The sequence below is a fragment of the Janthinobacterium sp. PSPC1-1 genome (genome assembly GCF_049897625.1).
Classification (GTDB): Bacteria; Pseudomonadota; Gammaproteobacteria; order Burkholderiales; family Burkholderiaceae_D; genus Janthinobacterium; species Janthinobacterium tructae.
This window is the reverse complement of the sequence record NZ_JAFCWP010000012.1, coordinates 34224-50489: the sequence shown is the minus strand read 5'-3', so window position 1 is coordinate 50489 and position 16266 is coordinate 34224. Positions and strand designations below refer to the sequence as shown.

16 protein-coding genes, 2 tRNA genes and 1 riboswitch are annotated in these 16266 nt (G+C 63.1%); of the genes, 7 read left to right on the top strand and 11 right to left on the bottom strand.

Translation table 11 applies throughout. The features are described from left to right. The first annotated feature begins 67 nt into the window (after positions 1 to 67). Entirely contained in the window at positions 68 to 1198 is a 1131-nt protein-coding gene (locus ACP7EG_RS26165) for an acyltransferase family protein (RefSeq protein ID WP_426090006.1), read from the top strand. Between the two features lie 32 nt (positions 1199 to 1230). Here the strand turns inward: ACP7EG_RS26165 and ACP7EG_RS26160 are convergent, their stop codons facing one another. The 11 genes from ACP7EG_RS26160 to ybgC all read right to left on the bottom strand — a co-directional run bounded on the left by ACP7EG_RS26160 (position 1231) and on the right by ybgC (position 7532). After that, positions 1231 to 1512, bottom strand: coding sequence for a type II toxin-antitoxin system RelE/ParE family toxin (locus ACP7EG_RS26160; RefSeq protein ID WP_426090005.1), 282 nt, complete (start codon positions 1510 to 1512; stop codon positions 1231 to 1233). After that, the gene (locus tag ACP7EG_RS26155) at positions 1481 to 1684 is read right to left on the bottom strand and encodes a stability determinant (RefSeq protein ID WP_426090004.1); all 204 of its coding nucleotides are present in this window, start codon (positions 1682 to 1684) and stop codon (positions 1481 to 1483) included. Before ACP7EG_RS26155 ends, ACP7EG_RS26160 begins: the two co-directional genes overlap by 32 nt. 143 nt (positions 1685 to 1827) lie before the next feature. Then, positions 1828 to 1903 (bottom strand) — tRNA-Lys (locus ACP7EG_RS26150). Positions 1904 to 1992: 89 nt separating this feature from the next. After that, a tRNA-Lys gene (locus tag ACP7EG_RS26145) sits at positions 1993 to 2068 on the bottom strand. Positions 2069 to 2135: 67 nt separating this feature from the next. Next, positions 2136 to 2894, bottom strand: a complete 759-nt coding sequence (gene ybgF, locus ACP7EG_RS26140) for a tol-pal system protein YbgF (protein WP_426090003.1) — start codon at positions 2892 to 2894, stop codon at positions 2136 to 2138. A 135-nt stretch (positions 2895 to 3029) separates the two neighbouring features. Further along, entirely contained in the window at positions 3030 to 3551 is a 522-nt protein-coding gene (pal, locus tag ACP7EG_RS26135) for a peptidoglycan-associated lipoprotein Pal (RefSeq protein ID WP_096234468.1), read from the bottom strand. Positions 3552 to 3594: 43 nt separating this feature from the next. Continuing rightward, positions 3595 to 4863 (bottom strand): Tol-Pal system beta propeller repeat protein TolB, encoded by a 1269-nt coding sequence (tolB, locus tag ACP7EG_RS26130; RefSeq protein ID WP_426090059.1) that lies wholly within the window; start codon positions 4861 to 4863, stop codon positions 3595 to 3597. A 5-nt stretch (positions 4864 to 4868) separates the two neighbouring features. Then, positions 4869 to 5888: a cell envelope integrity protein TolA gene (tolA, locus tag ACP7EG_RS26125; protein WP_426090002.1), complete on the bottom strand. Its 1020-nt coding sequence runs from the start codon at positions 5886 to 5888 to the stop codon at positions 4869 to 4871. A 48-nt stretch (positions 5889 to 5936) separates the two neighbouring features. Continuing rightward, positions 5937 to 6377, bottom strand: a complete 441-nt coding sequence (locus ACP7EG_RS26120) for an ExbD/TolR family protein (protein WP_242428498.1) — start codon at positions 6375 to 6377, stop codon at positions 5937 to 5939. Positions 6378 to 6392: 15 nt separating this feature from the next. Next, a complete protein-coding gene (tolQ, locus tag ACP7EG_RS26115; protein ID WP_071078726.1) occupies positions 6393 to 7082 on the bottom strand; it encodes a protein TolQ in 690 nt (229 codons plus the stop codon). A gap of 48 nt (positions 7083 to 7130) precedes the next feature. Then, entirely contained in the window at positions 7131 to 7532 is a 402-nt protein-coding gene (gene ybgC / locus ACP7EG_RS26110; RefSeq protein WP_046682324.1) for a tol-pal system-associated acyl-CoA thioesterase, read from the bottom strand. Between the two features lie 315 nt (positions 7533 to 7847). Next, a riboswitch (ZMP/ZTP riboswitch) is annotated at positions 7848 to 7972 on the top strand. Between the two features lie 111 nt (positions 7973 to 8083). Here ybgC and glyA point away from each other — a divergent pair. The 6 genes from glyA to ACP7EG_RS26080 all read left to right on the top strand — a co-directional run bounded on the left by glyA (position 8084) and on the right by ACP7EG_RS26080 (position 16241). Further along, positions 8084 to 9328, top strand: a complete 1245-nt coding sequence (gene glyA, locus ACP7EG_RS26105; RefSeq protein WP_426090001.1) for a serine hydroxymethyltransferase — start codon at positions 8084 to 8086, stop codon at positions 9326 to 9328. 143 nt (positions 9329 to 9471) lie between these two features. Next, positions 9472 to 9936: a transcriptional regulator NrdR gene (nrdR, locus tag ACP7EG_RS26100; RefSeq protein ID WP_071078724.1), complete on the top strand. Its 465-nt coding sequence runs from the start codon at positions 9472 to 9474 to the stop codon at positions 9934 to 9936. A 238-nt stretch (positions 9937 to 10174) separates the two neighbouring features. Then, positions 10175 to 10741 (top strand): type IV pilus modification protein PilV, encoded by a 567-nt coding sequence (pilV, locus tag ACP7EG_RS26095; RefSeq protein WP_426090000.1) that lies wholly within the window; start codon positions 10175 to 10177, stop codon positions 10739 to 10741. Beyond that, entirely contained in the window at positions 10738 to 11715 is a 978-nt protein-coding gene (locus ACP7EG_RS26090) for a PilW family protein (protein ID WP_426089999.1), read from the top strand. Before pilV ends, ACP7EG_RS26090 begins: the two co-directional genes overlap by 4 nt. A gap of 60 nt (positions 11716 to 11775) precedes the next feature. Then, positions 11776 to 12384: a pilus assembly PilX family protein gene (locus ACP7EG_RS26085; protein WP_426089998.1), complete on the top strand. Its 609-nt coding sequence runs from the start codon at positions 11776 to 11778 to the stop codon at positions 12382 to 12384. Continuing rightward, a complete protein-coding gene (locus ACP7EG_RS26080; protein ID WP_426089997.1) occupies positions 12381 to 16241 on the top strand; it encodes a pilus assembly protein in 3861 nt (1286 codons plus the stop codon). The genes ACP7EG_RS26085 and ACP7EG_RS26080 overlap by 4 nt, the downstream gene beginning before the upstream one ends. Positions 16242 to 16266 lie beyond the last annotated feature (25 nt).

Genomic DNA, 16266 nt, shown 5'->3' with positions numbered 1-16266 from the left:
AAATCCTCGGCCGCGCGCCTGTTGCGCGAAGGGCTGGCGACACTGCCTGGCATGGCAAGGGATGGGAATGACGGTAGCAGCAGCGGTATCACGGGCGGACCTGGCAAGTCGTCCGCAGTTTGGCTGGATCAATGGTTTAAAGGCGGGCGCGGCGCAGTTGATCGTGTTGCATCACCTGGCGTTTTACGGCCCCATGTCCGATTACGTGCGCCCCCTGTGGCCCGAGTTGCTGGACTGGCTGGGCGGCAGCGCGCGCATCGCCGTGCAAGTGTTTCTCGTCATCGGCGGCTTCCTGGTCGCCAAATCCCTCTCTCCCGCCGGTCGTCCCGGCATCGCCACCCCCTTGCAAGCCGTCTGGCGCCGCTATGCCAAGCTGGCGCCGCCTTTCCTGGCCGCCACCTTGCTCGCCGCCATCATTACACCCGTGGCCGGCATCTGGATGCTGCACGATTCCATGTCGGCCGCCGTTACCCTGGGCCAGCTGAGCGCCCATGCCTTGCTGCTGCATGGCGTGCTGGGCTATGAATCGCTGTCGGCCGGCGCCTGGTACGTGGCCATCGATTTCCAGCTGTACCTGCTGACGGTATCGCTGCTGTGGCTGGGCGGCCGCCTGGCGGGCCAGCGGCGCGGACACTGGCTGATGCCGCTGGCCGTCACCGTGGGCATCACCTTTTCCTTGCTGTATTTCAATCTCGATGCGGGCTGGGACAATTGGGCGCCGTATTTCTTCGGCAGCTATGGCCTGGGACTCATGGCCTGGTGGGCCAGCGACCCCAGGCGCAAGCCCGGTGCCATGACCGCGCTCATGGTCATGGCCGCCGTACCCGTCCTGCTGGCCCTGGCCGTCGATTACCGCAGCCGCATCGCGCTGGCGCTGATCGTCGCCTGCGCCCTGTTCCTGTTTGGCCGCGCCCGCACGCCCGCGCAGGGCGGCGCCTGGAACATCATCAACGCCCTGGGGCGCATCTCGTATGCCGTATTCCTCGTGCACTTCCCTGTCAGCCTGCTGGTGAATGCCTTGTTTACCTCCTATGTTCCATTGGAGCCGGCCTGGCAGGCGCTGGGCATGCTGACCGCCTGGGGTGCCAGCCTGGTGGCCGGGGCCGCGTTTCACCGCTGGGTGGAGGTGCCGCTGGGGCGGGTGATGGGTGGCGTGGTGGCGCATCTGGCCGGGAGGCCGGCGTTGGTGTCGCGTTAAGGACTGTTTTCCGATATGCCGGGAGAAGGGGCTTAAGGATATAGTTGCCGTGTATGCATGACGGCAAGAATTTCTATCGCGCTTGCTTCAACGCGATACACGACGACATAGTTTGGATGGGCAAGCATTTCGCGCGTACCTGAAACTCTTCCGGGCCGGTATAGGTGAGGGTGGCAGGGAAGTCGGGAGATGGCGTGGTCGATGTCATTGTAAAGCTGCAACGCCGCCGGCTGGTTGCGCTGCGCGATATACGTGAGTATCGCGGTCAAATCTTCCTGCGCTTCAACCTTCCATTGAATCGGCAGCATGGTCATCAGGCCCGGCTGCGACGATTTTTTTCAGTTGCGCCATGACAGTGCCATGTGGGCGGGCAGGGCGGTCATCATTCAGTGACGACAATACCTTGGCGCGAAACCAGTGGTCATAGGTTTCGGCGGCTTCCGTTGTCTCAAATTCGGACGTGGTCGAGGGTAGGATGGTGCTCATGATGGTCTGATTATACGGCAGTCCGACAAAGCTGTATCGCAGGTGATGAGGCGTTTGATTTGTGTCAGGAATGGCATCCTGCGCAAGTGATGCTGCTGAAAACAAAAAAGCCAACCGCGAACGGTTGGCTTCTTCATAGTATTTGGTAGGCCGTGCGGGATTCGAACCTGCGACCAACGGATTAAAAGTCCGCTGCTCTACCAGCTGAGCTAACGACCCAAAAACTTTTTACAACAACTTCGGTAACACTGTGCTGTAAAAAAATGCTTGCTAGTACAACTCGCAAGCAGATCAGTACTGCGTATTCGTGGTAGGCCGTGCGGGATTCGAACCTGCGACCAACGGATTAAAAGTCCGCTGCTCTACCAGCTGAGCTAACGACCCGAAGAAGAAAGATTATAGGGCGTGCCCGGGATTCTGTCAAACCTAACGGGCAACTTTTTCCCCGGTTTTACTTTTTACCGGCCCGTTCCTTGGCCGCTTGCGCCGCGCTGGACTCCGGGTAGCGCGAGATCAGGGCGTTCAGGGTCTTGGTCGCGTTCGGCTTGTCTTTCAGCTCCGTGTAGCAGCTGGCGATGTTGAGCATGGCGTCGGGCGCCTTTGGGCTGTCCGGGTAGTGTTTCAGCACTGCCTGCTGGGCCGTGATGGCGCTCTTGCAGTCGCGCTGGGCGTAATAGGCGTTGCCCAGCCAGTATTGTGCGTTGGCCGCGTAGGCCGATTCCGGGTAGCGTTTCACGAAGGCGTCCAGGGCCGTGACGGCGCCCTTGTAGTCGCCCGACTTGAACAGGCCGAATGCCGACTCGTACGAGCTTTGCTCGGAGACGCCCACGGCCGCTTCCTGGCCATCAATGGTGACCTGGCGCGGCTCGAGCTTGCGCAGGCGCGCGTCGATGTCGGTGTAGAAATCCTTCTGGCGCTTTTGCACATTCGTCAGGTCGTTGCCCAGCACTTCGATCTGGCCGCGCAGGCGGGCGATCTCTTGCATGGTCTGGTCGTGCTGGTTGAGCAGGCTCAAGGTGCTGGTCTTGTCCGCCTTGGTGTCGATGCGGCTGTTCAGGTCGCGTGCCATGGCGTCGACCTTGGCGCGCAGCTCCAGGATGGCCTTGCGCGCTTCGTCGTCGTCGAACAGGGCGGCGTTGGCGTGCAGGGGCAGGTAGGCAAACGCGGCCATCAAGGCGGCGGCGACGCCGGCTTTCGAGAATGTCATCATGGGTCGGGCTTTCAAAGGTTACGCAAAACATGCAAACGGGGCGCCGGGCGGTGAATCACCGCGCTGCGCCCCATTATTATGCCTATGACTGGCCAGTTAGGTAAGCGTCAATGCTGCAGCGCTCACCCGTGAACATCAATAAACGATGTCAGCGCGGCGGTTTTCTGCCCATGCTGCTTCGTTGCTGCCTTGAGCTTTAGGCTTTTCTTTGCCCAGCGACACGGCTTCCATTTGGCCTTCTGGCACGCCCAGGGCGGCCATCGACTTGCGCACGGCTTCAGCACGTTTCTGGCCCAGGGCCAGATTGTACTCAGCGCCACCGCGTTCATCGGTGTTACCTTGGATCAGGATCTTGCGGCTAGGCGTTTTCACCAGGTAGCCAGCGTGGTTTTGCACGACTGCGGTGTCTGCTTCGCGTACGACGTATTTGTCGAAGTCGAAGTAGATGCTGCGGTTAGCCAGCACGCCTTTTGGATCGTCCAGTGGATCGACCGATGCGGTCGTTACTGGCTGAACTTGACGGGTGTCAACTGGAGCGACGACTTTTTCAGGAGCGCGCTCAACCACTGGGGTTTCTGCGACTTTGACTGGGGTGCTGCAGGCGGACAGCAGGGCTGCGGTAGCGGCGATGAAAGCCAAGCTTTTAAAGTTACTCATTTTTATTCTCCGGGTCATGGTTAAAGGTGAAACTGTACAGCATTTACTTCATGAAAGGACCCCAGGTGGGCTCCTTGATATTGCCAGCTTGCGTAGTCAAACGCTGTTTGACGCGGCCATCCACCGATACCACTGCCAGCGACTTGCGTCGTCCGGATTCGGTCGCGTACATGATATATTTCCCGTTGGGCGAAAAGCTCGGTGATTCGTCGTTGGCGGTGTCCGACAGACGCAGTTCCTGACCACTAGCCAGGTCGAGCGCGTAGAGCTGGAAATTGCCGTCGCGACGGGAAATATAAGCGAGAGTCTTCCCGTCGGACGAAATCCGCGGGCTGATGTTGTAGGAGCCGCCAAACGTCACGCGCTTGGCGTCGCCACCGCTGACCGACATGCGGTAGATTTGTGGTCCGCCGCTGCGATCGCTGGTGAAGTAAATGCTTTGGCCATCGGCCGAGAATTGGGGTTCCGTATCGATGCCGCTGCTGTTGCTGACGCGGCGCAAGCCGCTGCCGTCGGCATTGACGGTGTAGACCTGGGTATGGCCATCGCGCGACAGGGCCACTGCCAGGCGTGCGCCGTCCGGGCTCCAGCTGGGTGCCGAATTGCTGCCTTTTTCATTCGATACGATGGTGCGCTGGCGTGTCACCAGGTTTTGCACGTAGACAATCGGTTTTTTCTTTTCAAACGAGACATACGCCACCTTGGTGCCATCCGGCGACCACGATGGCGAAATGATCGGCTCGTTCGAGCGCAGGGCGACCTGGATGCCTTCGCCATCGGCGTCGGCGATTTCCAGGCGGTATTCGCGGCCCGATTGCGTGACGTAGGCGATGCGCGTGGCGAACGCGCCTTTCGTGCCCGTCAACTTCTCATAGATGTCATCGGCGATCTTGTGCGCCAGCAGGCGGTTGAACTGCGGCGCGGCCGCATTGTTCATGCTCGAGATCTGCGCGCCCTTGATGGTGTCGAACAGCTTGTAGCGCACGTCCAGGCGGCCATCGGCCATGCTTTGCACGCTGCCGGCCGCCAGCGCGTCGGCGCCGCGCGACTTCCATTGGTCGTAGCTGACGGGGGCCGTTTCCGATACGGGCGCATCGGCGTCGATCAGCTTGAACACGCCGCTGCGCGCCAGGTCGGCCTTGATGATGCCGGACAGCGATTGCGGCGCCGCCGATTCATTGACAAAGCTGGCGACAGCTACCGGGATCTGGTTGCTGCCGATCCCTGTAATCTCCACGCGCAGCTGCGCCTGGGCGCCGGAGGCTCCCAGCATCAGGCCGGCACAGAGCACGACATAGCTCATTTTTTTCATGGTCATCATTTAGGCAAATCCTTCATCTCGAATATGAGTTCAATCTCGCGTTCCACGGTGCCGTCTTTTTTCTTCGGCAGTGGCGACGATTTATTAATGGCGTTTTCCACCGAGCTGTCATACGCCGGCAGACCGCTGCTTTTAATCTTTCGGACCGAAATAATTTCCCCAGTTGGCAGTTGCTCGATCTTGAACACGGCGCGCGGGTTGCCCGGCACGTCCGTGCTACCGCTGTACGCGATATTGCTCTTGATCTTGCTCGTCAGGGCAGCGACATAGCCGCTGTCCTTGCGTGGCGCGGTCGCTTTCGCGGCCGTGCCCGTTGTGCCGGCGCCCGCCGCACCCGTGATGCGGCTCATTTCCGCGGCGCGCGCCTTGTCGGCGGCTTTGTTCTCTTCCGCCGCTTTCTTGGCCTTGGCGGCTTTTTCGGCCGCGGCTTTTTTATCGGCCAGTTCTTTCTCGGCTTTTTCTTCCGCCGCTTTCTCTTTGGCTTCCTTGGCTTTCTCCAGCTTGTCGGCCTTTTCTGCTTTTTCTTTCTCCAGCTTGGCAGCCTTGTCTTTTTCTTTCTGCTTCTGTTTTTCCAGTTCGCGCTTTTCTTCCTCGCGTTCCTTCAATTCCTGCTTGCGGCGTTCTTCCGCTGCCGCTTTGTCTTTTTCTTCCTTCAGCTTGGCCTTCTTGCGCTCCAGGGCGATCTCCGCCTCGCGCAGGTCAACCTTCGGCTCGGGCGCTGCCACCGGCGGCGGTGGCGGCGGAGCCGGTTGCTCCACTTGCGGTTGCGGCGGCGCCGGTGTCGGCTCCGGTTCCGTCGCCACCTCGGGTGGCGGCGCGGCCGTCTGCACTTTCAGGTCCCATACTTCCGCTTCGACGGCGACAGGTTCCGTATTTTGCCAGTGTACGCCCACCCACAGGAAAAACAGCAGGCCAAGGTGCATCGCCAGCGCCAGGCCCAGCGAGGGCCAGCGGCTGCGTTCGCGCGGCACGCTATAGGGCTTGCCGAGTACATGGTCGATTTGTTTGGTCTGCAAAGTCTAGTCTATCTAAAAACGGTCAAGTCTGGAAACAGGGTAATGCGCTTACTTGGTGGCCAGGCCGACTCTGGTAATGCCCATCTTTTTCGCTTCCGATATGAGCTGGATCACATCGTCGTACTTGCTTTCCTTGTCGCCCGCAATCATCACGGGATAGTCGGGATTGCTCTCGTGTAAGCCGCGCAGCTTGCGCAGCAGGGCGTCGCGGTTCGGTTCCGTTTCCGGCGACAGCTGTTCCTTGCCGATGACGCCGATCGACAGCGAACCATTTGGTTTCAGCACGATCTGAATATAGTCATCGGGCGGTTTCGCCGACCTTTCCGCGTTGGGCAGGTTCACCACGCTGGGATTGTTCGACGATGGCATCACCATGAAAATGATCAGCAGCACCAGCATCACGTCGATATACGGCACGACGTTGATTTCGGACTTGAACTTGCGGCCACGGCCGCCGCGCATGCCGCCGCTATTGAATGAGGAACCCATGGACGCTGCTCCCTTTTAGCGCGACTGGCGCTGCAAGATGTTGGAGAATTCCTCGACGAAGCTTTCGAAGCGGATCGCCAGGCGGTCGATGTCATGCGAAAAACGGTTGTAGGCGACGACGGCGGGAATGGCCGCGAACAGGCCGATGGCGGTGGCGATGAGCGCTTCGGCAATGCCGGGCGCGACGGCAGCCAGGGTAGCTTGCTGCACGTTGGCCAGGCCGCGGAAGGCGTTCATGATGCCCCACACGGTGCCCAGCAGGCCGATGTAGGGCGAGACGGAACCGACGGAAGCGAGGAAGGCCAGGTGCGATTCGAGCACGTCCATTTCGCGCTGGAAGGCGGCGCGCATGGCGCGGCGTGCGCCGTCGAGCACGGCGCCCACGTCCAGCGCTTCGCGCGAACCGTAGGATGCCTTGCCCTTGATGAATTCGCCCATGCCGGCATCGAAGATGCGGGCCAGCGCGCCGCTCTGGTCGCGGTTGCCGCTGGCGCTTTGATGCAGCGCATGCAGGTTGCCGCCGGCCCAGAAGCTGCGTTCAAATTCGATGGTTTGCTTGCGCGCCTGGCGCACGGCAAACATCTTGCGGAAAATGTAAGTCCAGCTGGTCAGGGAAATCAGCAGCAGCAGGGCCATGATCAGTTGCACGATCAAATGGGCATTGGAGATGAGCGCGAGGAAAGAAAGATCTTGTGTAACGTTCATTGGCTGGCAGTCTGTTGGGTGAATTGTCCGGGGGGTGGCGGGTAGGGCTCAGGCGGCGCGCATGCGGGCTGCCACTGCATCAGGCACGGCGCGCGGGCGCAGTGCCGAGTCGACGCAGCCGATCTTGACGCGGGCCGTGTTCAGCAGGCGGTCGCCGCACCAGGCTTGTTGCAGGAAAACGATGGAGGCGCGCCCCATTTTTTCTATGCTTAAGGTTAATCTTACCGTGTCATCGAGCCTGGCTGGCGCATGATAGTCGGCGTTGACGCTTTTGACAACGAACATCGCGTCGTGTTGTTCCAGCAATTCCTGCTGGCCCACGTCGATGGCGCGCAGCCATTCGGTACGCGCGCGTTCGAAGAATTTCAGGTAATTTGCGTAATAGACGATGCCGCCGGCGTCGGTGTCTTCATAGTAGACACGTACGTTCCAGGTAAAGACTGAAGGCATGTTTATTGCGCCAGTAGTGAGATTGAGCAACATTTTACGCGATTTTTCTTCTTGTGACTGTGGGCGCTTGCTGGAAAGCCATGCAAAAGCTGCATATAAGTTGCACCGCAGCATTGTAAATCCGGGGGGCACAATGGCAAGCTTCGTAACATACGCTTACATGCCGCAGCCAGGTTTACGTTCAGCTTAAGAGCCGCAGGCACGCTGCGGGGCGGCCTGTGCCCATGCCCGGGCTGCGATGGCGCGCGGCGATTATAGCCGCACGGTTGCATTCCTTGCTCAATTTGGGCACTTAACTTACAATTTGATTTCCATTACGTCTCACGTGACTGGCGAAAAGTCGGGCGATCTCCATGGATGGCGATCGGCAAACCGGCGAAAGGTGGGCACCCACCGGGAAACGTGAGATTTTTCATCAGCCGTTCGCCTGGGTAGCCACTATGGAAAAGCACGAAGAGGCTGCCTGTCCAATGTTGTTATTCACTTAACGCCGGCTCCCCTCATTCGATCCAACCTGCCAGTACAAGCACCCTCATACTTGGAGTTTTTACATGTTTGCAAAAGATCACACCCTCGCCAACGTCGATCCTGAATTGTTCGCCGTCATTCAAAAAGAGAACACGCGCCAGCACGACCACATCGAACTGATCGCGTCGGAGAACTACACGTCGCCAGCCGTAATGGAAGCGCAAGGCTCGCAGCTGACGAATAAATATGCCGAAGGTTATCCAGGCAAGCGTTACTACGGTGGCTGCGAATTCGTCGACATCGCCGAGCAACTGGCCATCGACCGCGTGAAAAAACTGTTCGGCGCCGAATGCGCGAACGTGCAGCCGAACTCCGGCTCGCAGGCGAACCAGGGCGTGTTCTTTGCCGTGCTGAAACCAGGCGACCTGATCATGGGTATGTCGCTGGCCGAAGGCGGCCACCTGACCCACGGCATGCCGCTGAACATGTCCGGCAAATGGTTTGACGTCGTGTCGTATGGCTTGACGGCGGAAGAAGACATCGATTACGAGGCAATGGAACGTCTGGCCCGTGAACGCAAGCCGAAGCTGATCATCGCCGGCGCGTCGGCCTTCTCGAAAAAGATCGACTTCGAGCGTTTCGGCAAGATCGCCAAGGAAGTGGGCGCCTACTTCATGGTCGACATGGCCCACTACGCCGGCCTGATCGCCGCCGGCCTGTACCCGAATCCGGTGCCATTCGCCGACTTCGTCACCTCGACCACGCACAAATCCTTGCGCGGCCCGCGCGGCGGCATCATCCTGATGAAGGCTGAGCACGAAAAAGCCATCAACTCGGCCATCTTCCCCGGCATCCAGGGCGGCCCGCTGATGCACGTGATCGCCGGCAAGGCCGTCGCCTTCAAGGAGGCGCTGAGCCCGGAATTCGTCGAATACCAGAAGCAAGTGGTCAAGAACGCCGACGTGCTGGCGAAAACCCTGATCAAGCGCGGCCTGCGCATCGTTTCCGGCGGCACCGAATCGCACGTCATGCTGGTCGACCTGCGCGCCAAGAACCTGACGGGCAAGGAAGCCGAAGCCATCCTCGGTTCCGCGCACATCACCTGCAACAAGAACGGCATCCCGAACGACCCGCAAAAACCTTTCGTCACCTCGGGCATCCGCCTGGGCAGCCCGGCGATGACGACGCGCGGTTTCAAGGAAGCGCAAGCGGAAGAAGTGGGCAACCTGATCGCCGACGTGCTGGACAATCCGCATGACGCCGCCACCATCGAGCGCGTGAAAGCGGCCGTGAAAGTGCTGGCCGACGCGCATCCAGTGTACGCATAATTATTTGTCCAGAATGTGTCATACAGAGTAAGATTCTGTATGACACATTCCTTCGTGCCCAAGGGCGCCCGGAGTGATTCGGGCGCCCTTTGTACAAGGGCGGCGATTTCCCGTAATTATTACTATAAAGTTGTAGCCAGCCCATGAAATGTCCATTTTGCCAGCACGGCGACACCCAGGTTCTCGATACGCGCGTATCGGAGGAAGGGGATGCCATTCGGCGCCGCCGCCGTTGCGGCAAATGCGACAAGCGGTTTACCACGTACGAGCGCATTGAACTTATCATGCCGGCCGTCGTCAAAAAGAATGGCAGCCGGACGGAGTTCGCTGCGGATAAGTTGCGCGGCAGTTTGATGCTGGCCTTGCGCAAGCGTCCCGTCGCGGCCGCCTCCGTGGATACGGCCATCGCCTCCATCCAGGAAAAACTGCTGACCAGCGGCTTGCGCGAAGTCGATTCCGGCTATATCGGCGAACTCGTCATGCAGGAACTCAAGCGCCTCGACAAGATCGCCTACATCCGCTTCGCCTCCGTCTACAAGAATTTCGAAGACCTGGCCGAGTTCCAGGATGCGATCGCCGAAGTGGGACAGGCGCGCAGCAAGCCCTGACGCTCACCTTATTGAAAACTTGAAAACGGGGCCGGTTCTGCGCCCCGTGTGCACCACGCCAGCGTTCGCCTGGCAAGCGGTCTGATCAATCCCAACGCTGTTCTTCTCACCTTATCGCCGTGCTGTTTGCGCCAGCGCAGACCCGTTTTTTTGCGCGCGCCTATCGTGTAGCTGGGCCGCCTGTTCTTGCGACTCTGTCTGCGGAAGGGAGTAGCGCATGCGCAATGGCGGTCGCACTATGTTTCCTGCGGGTGGCAGCAGCCTTGTCGAGGTGCTGGTGTCGCTGTTGCTGTTGGCGCTGGGCTTGCTGGGCGCCAGCATCCTGCAACTGCATTCCCTGCGCGCGCGCCACGAGTCGGCGCTGTTGTCGGCGGGCGTGCAACTCGCCGCCGGCATGGCCGAACGCATGCGCGCGAACAGCGTGCTTATGAATGGCCCCGATACGGGCAATCCCTACCTGAACGTGGCCTATGCGGCGGCGGACGACGCCGAAGCAGGCGGCGCGCCCGACTGTTTTGGTGCTGGCGCCTGCAGCGCGGCCGAACTGGCGCAATTCGATATCGCCGAATGGAAACAGCAGCTGCAATCGGCCTTGCCCGGCGCACGCCTGCATATCTGCCGCGACGCGCCCGCCTGGGATGCCGCCGCCCAAGGCTTGCAGTGGGCGTGCAGCGGCGGCAAGGGCGCACCCATCGTCATCAAGCTGGGCTGGCGTGGCCGACAGCCCGATGGTTCGCCCGCCGTGAATGCGGCAGGCGAGTCGCTGCCCAGGCTGACATTCCAGTTGGGCGGAGGCGGCGCATGAACGGCATGCACGCCCGCTTGCGCCGGCATCGTGGCATGAGCCTGCTCGAATTGCTGGTGGCCCTGTCGCTGGGCGCGCTGTTGATGCTGGCGGCCAATAGCGTGCTGCTGGCGGCCAGCGGCAGTTATGGCGACCAGTCCTCCAGTGCGCGCCTGGACGACAACGGCCGCTATGCGCTCGACACCATCACCCGCGCCGTGCGCCAGACGGCCTATGTAAATTGGGACAGCAGCGCCGCGCCCGTCGCCCATGCCGCGCACGACAGCGCGAATATCGCCGGCCTCGACGCGCACAGCCTGGGCAAGAACAGCGAGGGCATCAGCGGCGCGCTGCCCGACGCCCTGCATGGCAGCGATGTGCTGGCCCTGCGCTACTACGGCGCCGGCAAGGAAGAGGGTGGCGACGGTTCCGTGCTCAATTGTGCGGGCTTCGGCGTGGGGGCCGCGCAAACGCAGGCGCAGCGGGGCTGGAGCATTTTCTATGTGGCGCAGGGCGCCGATGGCGAGGGCGAGTTGCGCTGCAAATACCGTGGCGCGAACGGCTGGGGGGCGGACGCCATCATCCGTGGCGTCGATGGTTTTCAGGTGCTGTATGGCCTCGACACGGATATGCCGCCCGACGGCGTGGCGAACCGCTATGTCAACGCCAGCGCGCTCGACGCCTTCGATGCGGCGCTGGTGCTGGTGGGTGAGGATGCGGCCGCGCGCCAGCGCGATTTGTATCGCCGCACGCACTGGAAGCGCGTGGCCGGCGTGCGCGTGGCGCTGCTGTTGCATGGCGAAGCGGGCCAGGCGAACAAGATGGCGGAACTGGGACCGGCGCAGTTCGACCTGTTCGGCAAGGCATATGCCGAGGCGCACGGCGCTGGCGACACGGGCGTGCGCATCGCGCGCACGGCCTTGCCCGCCGCGACGCGCTCGCGGCTGCGACAACTGGTGCAGACAAGCATCATGCTGCGCAACGGGCCGGTCTAGGCGGGCGCCATGATGGCTGGCGCGGGCGGGCGCTGTTGCGAACCTTGGTGCGTAGCTCGTGTGCGTCACGGTGGCGCCACCCTCGTGTATGTGCTGTGCCTGCTGGTGATCATCTTGCTGCTGGGTATATCGGCGGCGCAGATGGCCTTGCAGGGCGAAAAGGCGGCACGCGGCGAGCGCGACCGGCAGATCGCGTTTCAGGCGGCGGAGGAGGCATTGGTGGATGCGCAGAACGATATCGAAGGCTTGCCCGGCGCACCGGGACGCAGCAGCCTCTTCGCGTCAGGCAGTGCGGCCGGCTTCGCGGACGACTGTGGCGAGGGAGGCGCACTGGGCCTGTGCCTGCCTGCAGCGCCGGACGCGCCAGCACTCTGGCTAAGTACGGACCTCGATGGCGCCGAAGGGAGCAGCCGCGCGGTGCCATATGGCCAGTTCACGGGCGCCGTCATGCCGACGGGGCAGGGTTTCCTGCCGTCGCGCCGGCCCCGCTACCTGATCGAACTGCTGCCGTTCCACCCGCCCGGCGCGCAGGCGGCGGCAGTGACTGGCGGCCTGGCCACGGAAAGCTATGTGTACCGCATCACGGCCATCGGTTTTGGCGCGCAGGAAAGCACGCAAGTCGTGCTGCAAAGCTACTATCGCAAAGAGGCGGCGGGAGCGGGGCCATGAGGGCTTGCTCATTCGCTTTGTTGTACGCCTGCCTGACGCTGCTGGCTTGCCTGGCTTGTGGTGCCGTTGCGGCCCAGCCGACGGTGACGCTGGCACGGGCCGACGCGGGCTTGCACGGTGCCAGGGTGCCGCCGAATCTGCTGCTCAACCTGTCCCTCACGCATGCGGCCGCCGCTGCTGCGCATGGCGGCGACTATGCGCCGCAGCGCGAGTACGCCGGTTACTTTCATGCGCGCATGTGCTACAGCTATCCGTACCGCAGCAAGGATGGTGTCATGCTGCCGGACTTGCGCGTAGCGACCGCTTACTTCTCTGTGTTGAAACGGGCCGATGCGCTGCACGGCTGCGGCGGCGATAGTTTTAGTGGTAACTTTCTCAATTGGGCCAGCGCCAGCTTGCTCGATATCGTCCGCTATGCACTGACGGGCGGCGACCGCGTCATCGACGAGGTGCGCAAGACGGTGCTGCAGCGCGCTTACCTGCCCGATGGCGACGGCCCCGTCGACTTCTTTGCCCACTCTGTCTTTTTCCCGCGCAAGGTCTTGCAGGCCGGCGTGGCGGCGGCGACGCCGTTTGCGCTGGCGCAACTGGCCATCGTTTCCTGCCACAACCGCCTGCTGTTCGGCGACGCCAGCTTGCCGCCGGGCGGCAGTTGCGACGCGCCCGGCACTGCCGCCACGCACGGTGTGTTTCTCGCGCGCGTGCGCGTCTGCGACACGGAAGAAGGGCCGCTGCGCGACGACTTGTGTCTGGCGTATGGCAAGAACTACAAGCCCGTGGGCGCCGTGCAGCGCCATGGCGGCCGGCTGCGCGTGGGCGTGTTTGGCCACTTGAACGGCGTGAGCGCCAGCGCCGGTCCCGTGTATGGCGGCGTGCTGCGCGCACCGCTGGCCCACGTGGGACGGCAGCGCTGGACGGCGCCCGACTATCTGCCGCAAGATAATGCCGACGCCGAATGGAATCGAGTCACTGGCGTCTATATGTCTCAAGCTGCGAGCCCTGGCGGCGGGGTGACCGCTTACATCAATGGCCTGGGCCGAAGCAACGCCGGACATCCCGGTGCATACGCGAGGGCGGCGCCGCTGGCCGAATTGCTGTACGAATCGCTGCGCTACCTGCAGGGAAGGCAGGCGAGCGCCCCGGTGCCGCCTGCCACGGCCCCGCCCGCCATCGACGACGGCTTGCCGGTCGTGACTCCATGGAGCGACCCGCAAACGGCCAGCTGCCAGCGCCATGTCGTCGTCAGCCTCGGCGATGCGGGCATGGTGCTCGACCGCTACGTGCCCGGCAATGTTCCTGTGGCTCCCGCATCCAACGGCGACCGCGCCTGCGCCGCCGATGGCTTTGCGTCGCCGCCATTTGATGCGATGGCCTGGACGCACGCGGTGGGCAGCCTGGAAAGCAGCGGCGCGCAGGGCAATCCCGCACCACGGCCCGAACTGGCGGCGCTGGAGCTGCTGGCCCACGGGGCGGGCGGTGCCAGCTACCATGCGGCGGGCCTGGCCTACTGGTCGCATGTGCAGCCACTGCGTCCTGGCGGCAAGAACGACGGCGTGGCAAAGGTCGAGCACTATGCGGGCGACTTGCGCCAGGGCGACCCGGCGAGCGTGCCTGCCGCCACGCCCGCCTCCACACCCTTGTTGCTGGCGGCCAAATATGGCGGCTTTCTCGATGCGAACGGTGACGCCAACCCCTACAAGAGCGCAACGGGCAGCGCGCTGGAGGAGTGGAGCGTGGACGGCCGCTGGCCCGCCCATTACTTGCCCGGCAGCGACCCGGCTGCCCTGATCGCGGGACTGCGCTCAGCCTTTGCGGCTGCCGACAAGGCTACCTTGCCGGCGACGCTTGCCGGACCGGCCCTGATGGCGCTGGCCAGCGGGACGGAAGAGGCATACTGGTTCCAGACGCAGCTGCGCCTGGCCGATGGCAGCATGAGCTTGTCGCGCGCCGCGTTTGCCGTGGGCGCCGCTGGCGCGCTGCTTCCGGGCAAGTCATGGTGGCGCGCCGGCGGGCTGGACAAGGTGGCACCGGATGGAACGCCGACAGTCTTGCGTCCCGTCTACACGCTCGACGCCCAGGGCAGCCTGATGCCGCTGGCCTGGAACCGTCTCGACGCGGAACAGCGCAACGCATTCGACGGCGGGGATGGGCAAGGGGAGGTGCGCCTGGCGTACCTGCTGGGTCAGCGCACGCACGAGGTGGGCCAGCCGGGCGGCTTCCTGCGGCGCAGGTCGGGCAGCCTGGGGGCGGCACCATACGCCAATTTGCTGTACGTGGGCGCGCCCGGGCTGGGCATGCCGGGCGCCGGTTATGGCTTGCACCGCCAGACGCTGCTGCAGCGGCGCAAAATGCTGTACCTGGGCGCCAACGATGGCTTGCTGCATGCCTTCGATGCGCGCACGGGCAGCGAAGTGTTTGCCTATCTGCCGCAGGCGCTGCTGCACGCGGCAGCAGCCGCTGCGAGCACTCACTACAGCCCTGGCCCGCTGCTCGACGGCGCGGCAGCCACGGCGGAAGTGCTGGCGCTGGGACGCTGGAAGACGGTGCTGGTGTCGGGCATGGGCGGCGGGGCACAAGGCGTGTTTGCGCTCGACATCACCGACCCGGCCCGCTTCGCGCAAGACGGGGCGCTGTGGGAGTTTACCGACCGCGACGATAAGCTGATGGGCAATGTGCGCGCGCCGCCATCCTTTGCGCGCATCAACATGGGCGGCAAGGAGGGCGCGCCGGCCTACCGCGATTTTGCCATCGTTGCCAGCGGGTACAACAACCATGTGAATGACGGCAAGGAGACGATGGCGCCCGCAGCGGCCGCCGCCATTTTTCTGCTGGCGCTGGACAAGGCGCCTGGCACACCCTGGCTGTTGGGAAGTAATTACTTCCGGCTCAAGGTGCCCGTGGCCAGCGGCGGCGGTGGCGGCCATGATACTGATGCGGGCGCCGATGCCGATGCCGTCCTCCACGCGCTGGGCCCGCCCGCCGTGGTACCGGGCGGTGACGGCGCACTGGCGTATATCTATGTAGGCGATTTGCAGGGCAATATCTGGCGTCTCGACATGGCCGGCGGGCCGCCGTGGAAGGATGGCCTGGGGCGCAAGCTCGTGTTTGTCGCGCGCGATGCACAGGGCAGGCGCCAGCCCGTGACGCAGCAACCGAGCGTGGCGTACGCGCCCGGTGGCGGCTATGTACTGCTGTTCGGCACGGGCAAGCTGCTCGAAGCGGCCGATACCTGGCCTTCCGCCTTTCTGTCGCAGTCGTTTTATGCCGTGCACGATGATTTGCGGGAAACATCCCCCACGCGCAGCCGGGCCGACCTGGAGCCGCGCAGCCTGGGCGAGGCGGTGGGCGGCGTGCGCGTCGATGGCGCGGAGCTGCGCTATACGGGCAACGAGGCCATGCGCGGCTGGCATCTCGATTTTCTCAATCCCGCGCAGACGGGAGAACGCAGCGTCAGCAGTCCCGTACTGGCCGCAGGCAAGGTGCTGTTCAATACCGTCCTGCCCGGGAGCGACCCTTGCGCCAAGCCGGCCACGCGCCTGTACGTGCTCGATGTGCTGAGCGGCTTTGCCGCCGATGGCGCCGGCGTCGTGCAGGCGGGCGAGCAGACGGGGCGCTTGTTCGATGGCCTGGCGCGCGCGCCGCCGCTGGCGCTGGAACTGAACAGCACGGTGGGCGCCGCGACGGCGGCAGGACGGGCCGAGGGGCGCAAGGAACTGGCCGTGCTGCAACCGGGTTTGCCTGGCGCGGCCAGCGGGACGGTGCTCAAGGTCGTCAGCGCACCGCTGCCGGCCCGGCGCCTCAGCTGGCGCGAAGTGGCGAACTGGCGCGAATTACACGAGGCGGCCAAGAAAAAGTAGGCCCGGCAAGGGTGGCGCATCGGCT